This is a genomic window from Streptomyces sp. P6-2-1, assembly GCF_050613165.1.
GTDB lineage: Bacteria > Actinomycetota > Actinomycetes > Streptomycetales > Streptomycetaceae > Streptomyces.
On sequence record NZ_CP192513.1, the window covers coordinates 660001 to 673062 of the forward strand.

Sequence of the window (13062 nt, forward strand, 5' to 3'; positions counted from 1 at the left end):
GCCCGACGAGCCACAGCGCCATCCTTGCCAGGGCCCTCGGGGTCCCGGCGGTGGTGGCGCTGCCCGGAGCGGTGGCGATCGCCGAGGGGACCACAGTGGCGGTGGACGGCAGCGCCGGGGAGGTGTTCGTCTCGCCCGGGGCCCGCAAGCGCGAGGAACTGGAGGCACAGGCAGCCGAGCGGAAGGCGGCCCTCGCCGCGAGCACGGGTCCCGGAGTCACCTCGGACGGACACCGGGTGCCGTTGCTCGCCAATATCGGCGGCCCGTCGGACGTCGCCGCCGCGATCGAGGCCGGTGCGGAGGGCGTGGGCCTGTTCCGTACCGAGTTCCTCTACCTCGACGACAGCGAGCGGGCGCCCTCCGTGGACCGGCAGACCGCTGTCTACCGCTCCGTCCTTGAGGCGTTCCCCGACCGGCGGGTCGTGGTCCGGGTCCTGGACGCGGGCGCTGACAAGCCGCTCGCGTTCCTCCACCCTTCCGACGAGCCCAATCCGGCGCTGGGGGTCCGGGGGCTCAGGGCGCTCCTCGATCGCCCCGAGGTACTGCGGGACCAGCTGACCGCGCTGGCCCGCGCCGCCGAAGGGCTTCCCGTCCATCTGGAGGTCATGGCCCCGATGGTGGCCGACCGAGCGGACGCGCGGGCCTTCGCGGAGGCGTGCCGGGCGGCGGGGCTGCACGCGAAGGCCGGGGTCATGGTGGAGATCCCGGCGGCCGCGCTCCGGACCGGGGCGCTCCTGCGGGAGGTGGAGTTCGTCTCGCTCGGCACCAACGATCTCGCCCAGTACACCTTCGCCGCGGACCGGCAGGTGGGCGCCGTGGCCCGCTGGCAGGACCCGTGGCAGCCCGCTCTGCTCGACCTGATCGCCTCCTCGGCCCAAGCGGCGGCCGCGGCCGGGAAGACGTGCGGGGTGTGCGGTGAGGCCGCGGCCGATCCGCTTCTCGCGTGTGTGCTGACGGGACTGGGTGTCACCTCCTTGTCGATGAGTCCCACCGCGCTCCCCTACGTCCGTTCCACGCTCGCCAAGTACACGCGCGCCCAGTGCGAGCGGGCGGCGGGCGCGGCGCGGGCCGAGGACGGGGCCGAGGAGGCACGGCGGGCGGCGGGTGCCGTGCTCTCCGGCGAGTAGGCGGCCGCCGGAGAGCCGTGCCCCGGGCTTGCCGGGAGGGAGCCGGTCAGTCCTGCGTGTCCTCCCCGTCCTGGCCGTGCTCGTGGTGGGCGGTGCGGGGCGGGGTCAGCACGGGCGCGGCGCGGTAGTCGACACCCGGCTCGGGCGGGATGGGTTCCCCGGTCTCCGTGTCCGTGCAATAGGCGTCGAAGACTTCGGCGGCCGTGAGAGGGCGCAGCGTGTGTGCGCGCAGCCGCCAGCCGCGCACCGCGTCCCCGGCGTCGGGTCCGCTCGTGCGGGCGACGAGTCCGCAGGGCAGACCTGTCGCGAGTGCCGCGGCGAGGACGGTGACGAGGTCCAGTGCCGCGGTCTCCTCCACGTACGGATTCGTGCCCGGGCTCGTGTCGAGGTCGAACTCGGCGAGCAGGGGGCCCGCTTCCGTACTCGTACTGCACACCAGGTGGTGGCGGCCCGCGCCGAGGGCGTGGCAGGCCGCCGTGAGCAGTTCCGATGCGCGGTCGAAGGCGGCCTTCGCGAGGCTCTCGCCGCAGTCCTCGCAGCGTCCTGCGGCGTCGAGGAGTTCCCCCGCGTAGGCGAAGGTCGCGCGGCGCAGGGCGAGATGAGCGAGGTCGGGCAGGAGGTCGGCGAGGGGGCGGCCTTCGTACGGGAGGGTCGCGCCGGTCTCGACGAGGTGCTCGGTGAAGCGCTGCCGGCTGTCCAGGCTGCCGGGGTCGAGTCCCGAGCCGGTGCAGAAGGCCACGTACTCCTCGGGGTCGAGGAGGCCGATGCGGGTCCTGCGGCCGCGGGCCGTGCGGGTCCTGAGGAGGGTGTCGGCGGTGTCGATGTACCGCGTGTGGCTGGGGAAGCGGGGGGCGCCGTAGCGGGTCATGCGCTGGTAGTCCTCCTCCTCGGCGAGGAGGGCGAGGGCGCCGGTCAGCTCACGGTCGACGCGGTCGAGCCGCAGGCCGTGGCGGTCGGGGCGGGACGCGGTGCGCGGGCGGGCCATGTGGGCCTCCTGAGGTGTGTACGAGGCGCTCCCTGACGGAGTGCCTTCACTTGATCGCACACCGTAAGCGGGAGCACTGACAACGCTCCTCGCCGGGCGCCGCGACGCCGCCGCCCCGGGACGCTTCCGGGGCGGCGGGAGCGTCCTCAGGAGTGTGCGCGCCCCAAACGCTCGTAGCCGCGCAGGAGTTCCACATCGTCAACCGAGCCGGGGTTGACTGCCTTCTCCAGAGGGGTTCCCTGGAGCAGTCGCTTGACGGGGACCTCCAGGCGCTTGCCGGTGAGGGTGTGCGGGATCGCCCGTACCTCGATGACCTCGTCAGGGACGTGGCGCGGGGACAGCTCGGTGCGCAGGGCGGTGGCGAGACGGGTGCGCAGGGCGTCGTCGAGCACGGCACCGTCGGCGAGCTGGACGAAGAGGGGCATCCAGTAGCCGCCGTCGGGTTGTTCGACTCCGACGACGAGCGATTCGCGGATTTCCGGGAGACGCTCGACGACTTCGTAGATGTCCGCGGAGCCCATGCGGACGCCGCCGCGGTTGAGGGTCGAGTCGGAGCGGCCGTGGATGATCACGGAGCCGTGTCCTGTCAGGGTGATCCAGTCGCCGTGGCGCCAGACGCCGGGGTAGGTGTCGAAGTAGCTGTCGTGGTAGCGGCTGCCGTCCGGGTCGTTCCAGAAGCGGATGGGCATGGAGGGCATGGGGCGTGTGACGACGAGTTCCCCGACCTCGTCGACGAGGGGCCGACCCTCGGGGTCCCAGGCCTGGAGGTCGACGCCGAGTGCGGGGGCCTGGAGTTCCCCGATGTGGACCGGGAGGGTGGGGACGGCTCCGGCGAAGCAGCTGCACACGTCGGTGCCGCCGCTGACGGAGGCGATCCACACGTCCTCGCCCGCCTCCTCGTGGAGCCAGCGGAAGCCGTCAGGGGGCAGCGGCGAGCCGGTGGTGGCGACGCAGCGGACACGGCTGAGGTCGAAGTCGCGTGCGGGGTGCAGGGTCGCCTTGCGCGAGGCCATGACGTAGGCCGCCGAGGTGCCGAAGAGGGTCGCGCCCGTCGTCTCGGCGACGCGCCACTGGGCCGCGGTGTCGGGGAAGCCGGGGCTGCCGTCGTACAGGACGAGCGTCGAACCGGTGAGGAGGCCCGAGACGAGGAAGTTCCACATCATCCAGCCGGTGGAGGTGTACCAGAAGAAGCGGTCGCCCGTGCCGAGGTCGCAGTGGAGTCCGAGCTGTTTGAGGTGTTCGACGAGGATGCCGCCCTGGGACTGGACGATCGCCTTGGGCAGTCCCGTGGTGCCGGAGGAGTAGAGGACCCACAGCGGGTGGTCGAAGGGGACCTGCGCGAAGACGGGGTCCTCGTCGCCCGCGACGACATCGGCCCAGGTCTCGGCGCCTTCGGGGGCGGGGGTGCCGAGGAGGGGGACGTGGACGAAGGTGCGGACGGTGGGGAGTTCGGCGCGCAGCTCCGCGACGACGTCCGTGCGGTCGTGCTCCTTGCCCCCGTAGCGGTAACCGTCCACGGCGATGAGGACGGCGGGTTCGACCTGGCGGAAGCGGTCGAGGACGCTGCGGGCGCCGAAGTCGGGCGCGCAGGAGGTCCAGACGGCGCCGACCGCGGCGGTGGCGAGGACGGAGACGATCGCCTGCGGGACGTTCGGCAGGTAGCCGCTGACGCGGTCGCCCGGCCGGACGCCCCGCGCGCGCAGGGCGGCGGCGAGGGAACCGACCTGGCGGCGCAGTTCGGCCCAGGTCATGGGCTCGGGGCCGTGGGTCTCGTCGACGTGCAGGAGGGCGGCCTCGCCCGCGAGGAGGGGGTCCTCGGCGGTGCGCAGGGCGTGTTCGGCGTAGTTGAGGCGGGACCCGGTGAACCAGCGGGCGCCGGGCATCGCGCGGTCGGCGAGTACTTCCTCGTACGGCGTCGAGAAGCGGACGTCGAACCACTCGGCGACGGCCCGCCAGAAGGCGTCCAGGTGCTCGACCGACCAGCGGTGCAGGGCCGGGTAGCCGCCTTCGGCGGGGGCTCCGTGGTGCTCGGCCGCCCAGGTCTGGAACCGGGTGACGGTGGCGCTCGCCGCACGTTCCTGTCCTGGTTCCCACAGGGGCTGGGGCGGCTGGGCTGCGGTGCTCACGGGGCGGCTCCAAGGGGCGGTACGCGGCGACTGTGCCGCGCCGGGGTCGGTGAGGGTCCCGGTGCTGACCTCGGCGGACTGCCGCCGGGCCGGCGGACCGGGCGCTGCGAAGGACGATGCCACGGACGCGGCCCCGGCACCAGGGGTGGCAGGGGGATGAGGTGCTGGTGGGAAGGGGGGGCGGGGGACATGGACAACGGGGGTCCTGTGTGCTCGGGCGTGGGGGGCGGCTGGGCGCGCGGACGGGCTGCCCCGGGGTGGGCGGCGCCCACCCCGGGGAGGCCGTGCGGGGTTTTCGGCGTGCTCGGCGAGCGGTGGGTGGCGGGGGAAGGTCGCCTGGGTGAACGGTCGTCAAACGATGTCACCGGTCGGCCGGGTGGATGACACTCTTGCGTCATGATCGCTCGTGACCTGGTGCGTTGGCTGGCGGCGGCGCGGGGAGACGGCGCCGGTGGGGGCGGCGCGGTGTCGCGGGGGGCCGCGCGGGCGCGGATGCGGCGCGGGGGCGCGGCGGCTTCGGTGCGGGCGCGGGTGCCCGGGGTGCTGACGGCGCTGGAGCCCGCGCCGGGTGGGGGCCTGGTGCGGTTCGCGCGTTCGGAGTTGTCCGTGCGGGTGACGGTGCGCGGGGCGCTCTTCCTCGGCTGGGACGGTGCTTCGCCGATGCCGTCCTACGCCGTGTCGGGTGCGGAGGCGGTGGCGCCGGACGAGCGCGTCGTGCTGGAGCCGGACACGGAGGGCGGGGTGCGGCTCGTCTCCGAGCGGCTCGCCCTGACGGTGGCGCGGGACGGGACCGTGGAGGTGCGGACTCCCGGCGGCGTGGTGTTGCGCAGGCAGTCGCCGCCGCGGTGGTGGGAGGCGGCGGACGCGGTACGGGGCGGAGGACGCTGGGTGTCGCGGGCCGAGGTGGGCCCCGATGCCGTGTTTCTGGGCGCGGGGCGGGACGGCGCGGTCCTGGCGGAGGGCGCGTACTCGGTGGGCGGGGTGCGGCCCGGACTGCGGCTGCCGGTGCAGGTGGTGCACGCGGACGCGGGGTGTCACCTCGTCTTCCACGACGTGGAGGAGGAAGGGGAATGGGTGCTGCGGCCCGGCCGGGAGGGCGCGGGCTCGGGGCATGACAGGGCGGGGGTCGCCGAACTGCGGATGAGCGGTGGCCCGGTGCGGTCCTGGGTGGTGGTCGGCTCGCCGCAGCGGCTTGCCTATGGCTGGGCGTCGTTGACGGGTGCGCCTGTGCCCCCGCCGGGGGACGCGCTCGGAGGTGGTGGGCGGGAGGTCGTGGTGGTACGGGGCGGGGGCGGGCCCGGTGCGGTGGAGCGGCTCCCGGCCGCAGGGCGGGCGCGGTGGTTCGGCGGGGCCGTGGGGCCCGTGGTGCCGCGCTGGACGGATTCGGAGGTGCGGGCCCGCGAGGGTGAGCGGTACGTGAGGGCGGCCGGGAGGGGACGGCACGGCTTCGTTCACTCGTTCGAAGGAATGGGTGGCGTTCTGGAACTGTGCAGGGCGCGGGCTGTGTTCAACTCATTGCGCGGGGCCTTCCCCGGCGAGCGGCCCTTGCAACTGGCGGCAGGGGTGTGGGCCGGGCAGCAGAGGTACGGCGGGGTGTGCCTGCCGGGCCCCGAGGTGGGCGACTGGGCGGAGTTGCCGCGCACGGTGGGGCGGGTGCTGGGGCTGGGAATGTGCGGGGTGCCCTTCTGCGGGCCGGGGGCACCGGAGGGAGACGGGGGTGCGCGGGGTGCGCGGGGTGCGCGGTCAAAGAGGGGGCGGGTGTCCGCCGAGGTGGCGGAATGGGCGGTCCGGTGGGAGCAGTTGACGCGGTGGTTGCCGTGGAGCGGCACGGCGGGAGGAGGGGATGCGGGAGCGCCTGCGCCGGGCGGGCGCGAGCGGTGGGGGCCTTATTGGACGACGCTGGCGCGCCATGCGGGCTTGTGGGGCGGGCCGTGGGTACGCCCGGTGTGGTGGTTCACGCCGGAGGACCGGGCGCTGCGCGGGGTGGACGACGCGTTCCTGGTGGGTGAGGCGCTGTTGGTGGCGCCGGTGTGCGAGCCGGGGGCACGGAGCAGGCGGGTGCGCCTGCCGCGGGGGCAGTGGTACGACACGGAGACGGAGGTGGTGTATGAGGGAGAGCGCACGGTCGAGGTCGCGGCACCGCTCGACCGGGTCCCTGTCCTGGTCCGTGCGGGAGCGGTGATCCCGGTACGGGAGGGGGGCAGGACGGTGCTGGAGGTGTGGCCGCCTCTGCCGGAAAGCGGCCCGGGGGCGGGGTTGTTCATCCCCGACGAGGACGAGGCCTGGTCGCCTCCGCTGGTCGAGCGGTACACGAGCAGGTGCGCGGCGGACGGCACCGTGGTCGTGGAGCGGAGCGGGGAGCCGGGTGGAGCGGAGGGAGTGGGGCGCCCTGTGCGGGTCAGGGGGTTGGGGGCCGGGGCGCCTGTGGGGCAGGGATGAGAGGGAGTGTTACTGGTAGCGGCCCTCGAACCAGGCCTTGGCGGCGAGGGTGTGGAGGGGGAAGCCGAGCCTGGCGGGTTCGCGCAGGATGTGGCGGCCGTCGGTCTCGTCGGTGGGGACGGAGCGCGGGAGTTCGGCGGCGGGGCGGGTCGGCAGGACGCCGAAGAGGAGGAGGTGCCCGTCGGACGAGCTGAGGGCGTCGGCGAGGCGGACGTCCCGGGGTTCCGCCTCGATGCCGGTCTCCTCGCGCAGTTCGCGGGCGACGGCGTGGCGCCAGTCCTCGTCGTGGTCGACGAAGCCGCCGGGGAGGGCGACCGTGCCCTTGGCGGGTTCGATGGCGCGGGTGATGACGACGAGTCCGGTGCCGGCGCGGTCGTAGACGGGCTGGAGGGCGACCGCGACCGGCAGCGGGTTGCCGTAGGCGGTGGCACCGCAGACGGCGCAGGTACGCGGCCAGGAGCGGGCCTCGGCATAAGGGGCTCCGCAGCTCGAACAGTGCGAGTACGGCTGCGTACCGGCGGGGGCCGGGGCATCGGCGGAGCCGTCGGGGCGGGAGTGGGTCCGGGACACGCGCGGACTTTATCCGATCCCGGGGGTGAGGGTGACAGGGGGAGGGCCCTGCCGGCGGGCCGGGGAGGTGAGGGGGCGTCAGTGGGGGGAGGTCAGGGAGCGGCGGGTGACGGGGAAGTCGAAGAAGGTGTCGGGGTACTCCTCGGGCTGGTGGGTGAAGTGCCACCACTCCTCGGGGAGATTGGTGAAGCCCTCGCGTGCGAGGGTGGTCCTGAGGAGGTCGCGGTGCGCGCGCTGGATACCGGTGATCCGGGGGTCGTCGGTGTGGGCGAGGGTGTCGAAGCAGTCGAATCCGGTGCCCGTGTCGACGGCCATGTCGGGGAAACGCTCGGCCTTGGGGCCGTAGCAGGAGGTGAGGGTCTCGCCGGGGACGTAGGGGCGGGTGGGGTGCGCGGGAAGACGGACGAAGCTCAGGTCGAGGGTGGAGCCGCGGCTGTGGCCGGACTTCTCGGCGATGTAACCGTCGGCGAAGAGGCGGGTCTTGTCGACGCGGGGGTAGAACTCGGCCTTCATGCGCTGGTCCGAGAGGTCCTGGGCCCATGTCACGAAGGTGTCGACGGCGCGCTGGGGCCGATAGCAGTCGTACACCTTCAAGGAGTAGCCGCGGCGCAGGAGGTGGCGCTGGGCGCGGTGGAGGGCCTCGGCGGTGGAGCGGGTGAGGAGGCACAGGGGCTGGGCGTAGCCGGTGAGGGGGACGCCGGTGAAGTTGTGGGGGGTGGCGTAGCGGATGTCCTCGATGATCGTGGGGTCGATGTCACGGAGTTCGACGAAGGAGGAGGGGGCTTGGGGGTCGTGGTGTGCGCTGCGGGCTGTCTGGGCCGCCTGCGCGCTCGGGATGGTGGCGGTGAGGGAGAGGAGGACGGCGAGCAGGAGGGCGGGGAGGGACCGGAGCGCTGTGGGGGTGCGTCGTCTCATGGGGTACGGGTGTAGCAGCGCAGGGCGGGGATTCCCAGAGGGCGCCCGTGGATCGCATACGAGCGGAGGCGTTCCGTACGGCCCGGGGAGCCGTTACCGTGCCCGGTATGAGCGACGAGTCGCGGGAGTTCGGGAGCTACGAGGAGTTCTGGCCGTACTACGTGGCCATGCACTCCAGGGCGGCGACCCGCTGGGTGCACCTGACGGGCACGCTGACGGGGCTCGCGGTGAGCGCGTACGGGCTGGCGCGGGGGCGGGCGAAGTACCTCGCCGCGCTGCCCGTGATCGGGTACGGGACCGCCTGGCCTGCGCACTTCCTCATCGAGCGGAACAACCCGGCGACCTTCGGGCACCCGGCGTGGTCGCTGCGCGGCGATGCGCGGATGATCCGGATGATGCTCGCCGGGCGGGACGCCGAACTCGGCGAGATCGCGCGGAAGTGGCTCGCGGAGCACCGTACGACCGTCTCCTGAGCCGTTGTCGCTCGCGCGCCCGGACGCTCCCTGGCCGGTGTGCGGGCTCAGTGCGCCGCCTGGCTCTCGCGCTGGGCGACGGCACGGCGGCGGGCGTGTTCGACGACCTCGATGAGGACGGCTTTGACGGAGTCGCGCTCGCGGGCGTCGCAGAGCACGAGGGGGACGTACGGGTCGAGGTCGAGGGCGGCGCGGATCTCGGGGAGCGGGTGGTCCTCCGCCCCGTCGAAGCGGTTGACGGCGACGACGAAGGGGATGCCTCGCCGCTCGAAGTAGTCGATGGCGGCGAAGGAGTCGGCGAGCCGGCGGGTGTCGACGAGGACGACGGCGCCGAGCGCTCCCTGGGCGAGTTCGTCCCACAGGAACCAGAAGCGGTCCTGGCCCGGGGTCCCGAAGAGGTAGAGGACGAGTTCCTCGCGCAGCGTGATGCGGCCGAAGTCCATCGCGACCGTGGTGGTGCGCTTCCGCTCGACCCCGCGCATGTCGTCCACCGGGCGGGATGCCTCGGTGAGGACTTCCTCGGTACGCAGCGGCCTGATCTCGCTGACCGCGCCGACGAGAGTCGTCTTGCCGACCCCGAAGCCCCCGGCGACCAGGAGTTTGAGGGTGAGCGGCCGGTCGGACCGGCCACGGAGGGCGTTCATTCGGTCTCTTCTCCTGCGGCCCCGCCGTGGTGGCGGGCGTGGGGGGTGTGGACAGGGGGTGCGCGAGGCGGCGGTGGGGCGCCGCTCCCTCACAGGGCGCGCAGGCCTTCGATGACGTCCCGCAGCACGCTCTCGTCGGGCAGTTCGGCGGGCGGGACGGGACGGGTGACCGTGACGAGTTCGGCTTCGGCGAGGTCGCTGACGAGGACCCGGACGACGCCGATGGCGAGGTCGAGTCCGGCGGCGAGTTCGGCGACGGACTGCGGGGCGTCGCCGCACAGGGCGAGGATCTCGACGTGTTCGGGGGTCAGCAGGGCGTCCTGCTCGGGCGGGAGGGGCCAGGGCGTGGTGACGGGAGCGGCGTCCTCGCCCGTACCGGCACCGCCCGTACCCGGAGCGGCGCCGCCCGTACCCGGAGCGGCGGTTCCCTTGGCGGCCTTGCCCGTACCGGTGTCCTTGCCCGTGTTCGCCGCCGGTGCGTCCGGTCCGGTGGGAGCCGGGGTCCCTGCCGGTCCGCCCGGTCCGGGGTCACCGGGGGGCGGAACGGCGGAGACGAGGGCGATGAGGTCGAGCCGGTGGCCGCCGGTGGCACTCGTGCGGCCCCGGGTCATGGCGTACGGGCGTACGACGGGGCCCGCCTCGTCGTCGTACCAGCGGGCTGTCTCGTGACCGGCGTCGCTCATCATGGCCTGCCTCTATCCCCCGGCGGAGACGTCGGTGCGTGGGGCCTGGCCGAGATGGACACCGACCCGCTTGACGAGGAGCGTCATCTCATAGGCGATCTGGCCGATGTCCGCGTCGGGCCCGGCGAGGACGGCGAGGCAGCTGCCGTCACCCGCCGCGGAGACGAAGAGGAAGGCATCGTCGAGTTCGACGAGGGTCTGCCGGACGCTCCCGGCGTCGAAGTGGCGTCCGACGCCCTTGGCCAGGCTGTGGAAGCCGGAGGCGACGGCGGCGAGATGTTCGCTGTCCTCGCGGCTGATGTCCTCGGATATCCCGGTGGGCAGTCCGTCGCTGGAGAGGACGATCGCCTTGCGGATGCTGGCGACCCGGGCGACGAGGTCGTCGAGCAGCCAGTTGAGTTCGTGGGTGCCACCGGGGGCTCCCGGAGTTGACGCGGCGGTCCTTGGCGCAGTCATCGACCGTCCCTTTCCGGAGTGTTTCCTTGCGCTGTGCTGTGCGGGGCGGGTCCGATGGCTTCCGGTCCGCCCTCGTCCTCGGTGACGCGGGCCCAGCTGGGCCGGGCGTCCGCCGCGGCTTCCTCTTCGCGGCCCCGGCGCCAGCCTCGCTGGAGCGAGGCCATCCGGGTCCGTACGGCCTCGGCGTCGCGCTCCGGTTCGGGCCCGGTGGACGCGCTCGGCTCGGGCTGCTCGCGCAACTGCCGGGCGAGGCTGGCCTGCCGTACACGACGGGGCAGGCCCGTGGGGCCCGCGGCGGGGGCGGCCGGCTGATCCGTTCCGCCGCCCTGCTCCGGGCCCGACGGGCGGGGTGAGCCGGACGTGCCGGAGGTGCCGGACGCGCCCGAGGGGCCCGAGGGACCTGAGGGGCCTGCGTCCGGTGCCGGTGGCTTCTCGCCGGTTCGGCGGCGGGCGCGCCGTGACGGGAGCGGTGCCGCTGCCGGGGTGGGGCGGCTGTGTTCCGCGCCGGGCTCGGGACCCTCGTCGGCCTGCGCGTGATCGCCGACCGGACGGCCGTGCGAGGTGACGAGCTTGGGCACCGGTCGGCGGGGCAGCGCCCCGAGCTGGGTGAGCGGGCCGCGCGGTCCCTCGTCGGCGCCCGCCGGCACCGGCTCCCGTACCTCCGGACGCCCGGACGCGGGGACGGGCGCCTCCAGTTCGACGGGCCCGTCCGGGGAGAGCGCGGGGAAACCCGCGCCGTCGGTACCGGGCACCTCGGTGAGGAGCTTCTCGGGCAGGACGACGACGGCGGTCGTTCCCCCGTACGGCGAGGGCTGGAGCGAGACCTTGACGCCCTGGCGGCGGGCGATGCGGCTCACGACGAAGAGACCGAGCCTGTCGGTGTCGGAAAGCTCGAACTCGGGGGTCTCGGCGAGGCGCTGGTTCGCCGCGAGGAGCGCTTCCTTGGTCATGCCGAGGCCGCGGTCGTGGATCTCCAGGAGGAAGCCCTGGCCGACGCGCTCGCCGAGCACCTGCACGGCGGTGTGCGGCGGCGAGAACACGGCCGCGTTCTCCATGAGTTCGGCGAGCAGGTGGGTGAGGTCGCCGACGGCCGCGCCCGTCACGGCGACACGGGGCAGGCGGCGCACCTCGACGCGTTCGTAGTCCTCGACCTCGGAGACCGCGGCGCGCACGACGTCCATGAGCGGCACGGGGCGGCGCCACTGACGGGCGGGCGCGGCGCCGGAGAGGATGACGAGGCCCTCGGCGTGGCGGCGCATGCGGGTCGTGAGGTGGTCGAGGCGGAAGAGGTCGGCGAGTTCGTCGGTGTCCTCGGTGCGGCGTTCCATCGTGTCGAGCAGGGTGAGCTGCTTGTGCAGCAGGACCTGGCTGCGGCGGGCGAGGTTGACGAAGACCTCGGAAACGCCCTTGCGCATGTCGGCCTGGCGCACGGCTGCCTCGACCGCGGCGCGCTGGAGGGTCTCCAGGGCCTGGGCGACCTGCCCCATCTCGTCGCGTTCGTGGGCGAGACGCGGTGCCTCGGTCTCGATGTCGATCTCCTCCCCGGCCGCGAGCCTGCGCATGACCTCGGGCAGGCGGACCCCGGCGGTCTCGTTGGCGCGGCGGCGCAGCGAGGAGAGGTCGCGGACGAGGGAGCGGCCGATGCGCACCGAGAGGTAGAGGGAGAGGAGGAGCGCGACGAGACCGAGGAAGCCCGCGACGCCGGTACGGAGCAGGACACCGTGCGCGTACGGGGTCACGGCGTCGCGGTAGGCGCTCTGGATCGTGTCGTCGCGCGTGGCCAGGTCGGCGAGGACCTTCGTCGCGGCCTTGGTCCACGTCGCCGCGTCGACGACGGCGACGGCGCTCGGCGTCGACTGGCTGACGCCGTACTCGGCGTCGGTGAGGACGGAGGTGCTGGGCTTCTTCCAGTACTGCTCGAAGTCCTTGCGCTCCTCCTCGGGCAGGAGGGCGAGGTTGGTGTCGTAGAGCAGTTCGCGTTGGGCGATGAGGTCGGAGACCTTCTGGATCTCGTCGCGGCCGAGGCGGTGCCCGGTGAGGGCGGCGCTGACCACGGCGTCCTCCTGCGTGAGGAGTTCACGGGCGCGGTCGACGCCGACGACGCCGCGCCCCCGCTTGTCGAGCGCGACGTCCTTGACGGAGCGCAGGTCGGTGAGGAAACCGAAGCAGGGCTCGACGAGGTCGGAATAGAGCCGGAGCGCGGAGGTGCGCGAGAGGCGGTTGTCCTCGGCGCTGCGGCGCAGCGCGGTCAGGTCGGTGAAGGAGTCGACGAGCGCGTCGAGTTCGCGGCGCGAGGTGGCGTTCATGCGGCCGCGCAGGCCCTTGTCGCGGGCGACGCCGCGGACCTTCTCGATCGCGTCGTCGGTGGCGGAGTAGCTGCGGCGCATCGCCGAAAAGACGTCGGAGCCGCGGGGGTCGGCAAGGTAGACGAGGGTGCGGGTGCGTTCCTGCTGGAGGGCGCGGGTCGCCTCCTTGACCGGCTGGCCCGCCCGGTCGATGAGCTGGTTCACGCCGAGGACCTGGTACGCCTCCTGACCGCTGATGACGGTCGCGTAGGCCCAGACGACGCCGAGCGAGAGGAGGGGTACAAGCAGCAGGGCCACGATCTTCCGGCGGATGGATTTCCCGCGAAAGCGCATGGTGT

11 protein-coding genes and 1 pseudogene (1 of these 12 only partly in view) are annotated in these 13062 nt (G+C 73.7%); 3 read left to right on the forward strand and 9 right to left on the reverse strand.

Annotated features, from left to right (window positions below):
* Window positions 1-1127: the 3' portion of a phosphoenolpyruvate--protein phosphotransferase gene (gene ptsP / locus ACQYWQ_RS02940; protein WP_431032300.1), read on the forward strand. It extends 544 nt beyond the left edge of the window; the window shows 1127 of its 1671 coding nt (coding positions 545-1671); its start codon lies beyond the left edge, outside the window; its stop codon occupies window positions 1125-1127.
* A 46-nt stretch (window positions 1128-1173) separates the two neighbouring features.
* Here the strand turns inward: ptsP and ACQYWQ_RS02945 are convergent, their stop codons facing one another.
* On the reverse strand, window positions 1174-2112 hold the full coding sequence (locus ACQYWQ_RS02945) for a hypothetical protein (RefSeq protein ID WP_431032301.1): 939 nt from the start codon (window positions 2110-2112) through the stop codon (window positions 1174-1176).
* Window positions 2113-2258: 146 nt separating this feature from the next.
* Window positions 2259-4238 carry an acetoacetate--CoA ligase gene (locus ACQYWQ_RS02950; protein WP_431032302.1) on the reverse strand — a complete coding sequence of 660 codons (1980 nt, stop codon included), beginning with the start codon at window positions 4236-4238 and terminating at the stop codon, window positions 2259-2261.
* Window positions 4239-4634: 396 nt separating this feature from the next.
* Here ACQYWQ_RS02950 and ACQYWQ_RS02955 point away from each other — a divergent pair, with 396 nt between their 5' ends.
* Window positions 4635-6677, forward strand: coding sequence for a TIM-barrel domain-containing protein (locus tag ACQYWQ_RS02955; protein WP_431032303.1), 2043 nt, complete (start codon window positions 4635-4637; stop codon window positions 6675-6677).
* Window positions 6678-6686: 9 nt separating this feature from the next.
* On the opposite strand, the gene ACQYWQ_RS02960 is transcribed toward ACQYWQ_RS02955, so the two are convergent.
* Together ACQYWQ_RS02960 and ACQYWQ_RS02965 are read right to left on the reverse strand one after the other, a co-directional pair.
* Window positions 6687-7247, reverse strand: a complete 561-nt coding sequence (locus tag ACQYWQ_RS02960) for an NUDIX domain-containing protein (protein ID WP_431032304.1) — start codon at window positions 7245-7247, stop codon at window positions 6687-6689.
* Window positions 7248-7325: 78 nt separating this feature from the next.
* Window positions 7326-8162 carry a M15 family metallopeptidase gene (locus ACQYWQ_RS02965; RefSeq protein ID WP_431032305.1) on the reverse strand — a complete coding sequence of 279 codons (837 nt, stop codon included), beginning with the start codon at window positions 8160-8162 and terminating at the stop codon, window positions 7326-7328.
* A gap of 107 nt (window positions 8163-8269) precedes the next feature.
* Between ACQYWQ_RS02965 and ACQYWQ_RS02970 the strand changes: the two genes are divergently transcribed.
* On the forward strand, window positions 8270-8635 hold the full coding sequence (locus ACQYWQ_RS02970) for an Mpo1-like protein (RefSeq protein WP_431032306.1): 366 nt from the start codon (window positions 8270-8272) through the stop codon (window positions 8633-8635).
* A gap of 47 nt (window positions 8636-8682) precedes the next feature.
* On the opposite strand, the gene ACQYWQ_RS02975 is transcribed toward ACQYWQ_RS02970, so the two are convergent.
* From ACQYWQ_RS02975 to ACQYWQ_RS02995, 5 genes and pseudogenes are all read right to left on the reverse strand, one after another.
* Window positions 8683-9279: a GTP-binding protein gene (locus tag ACQYWQ_RS02975; protein WP_431032307.1), complete on the reverse strand. Its 597-nt coding sequence runs from the start codon at window positions 9277-9279 to the stop codon at window positions 8683-8685.
* An 89-nt stretch (window positions 9280-9368) separates the two neighbouring features.
* Window positions 9369-9842: a DUF742 domain-containing protein gene (locus tag ACQYWQ_RS02980; protein WP_431039045.1), complete on the reverse strand. Its 474-nt coding sequence runs from the start codon at window positions 9840-9842 to the stop codon at window positions 9369-9371.
* Window positions 9831-9962 (reverse strand): annotated as a pseudogene (locus ACQYWQ_RS02985) (DUF742 domain-containing protein); the annotation flags it as partial. The pseudogene ACQYWQ_RS02985 and the gene ACQYWQ_RS02980, both read right to left, overlap by 12 nt.
* Before the next feature lie 12 nt (window positions 9963-9974).
* On the reverse strand, window positions 9975-10418 hold the full coding sequence (locus tag ACQYWQ_RS02990) for a roadblock/LC7 domain-containing protein (protein ID WP_431032308.1): 444 nt from the start codon (window positions 10416-10418) through the stop codon (window positions 9975-9977).
* Complete coding sequence (locus ACQYWQ_RS02995) at window positions 10415-13057, reverse strand: nitrate- and nitrite sensing domain-containing protein (RefSeq protein WP_431032309.1); 2643 nt, start codon at window positions 13055-13057, stop codon at window positions 10415-10417. The genes ACQYWQ_RS02990 and ACQYWQ_RS02995 overlap by 4 nt, the downstream gene beginning before the upstream one ends.
* Window positions 13058-13062 lie beyond the last annotated feature (5 nt).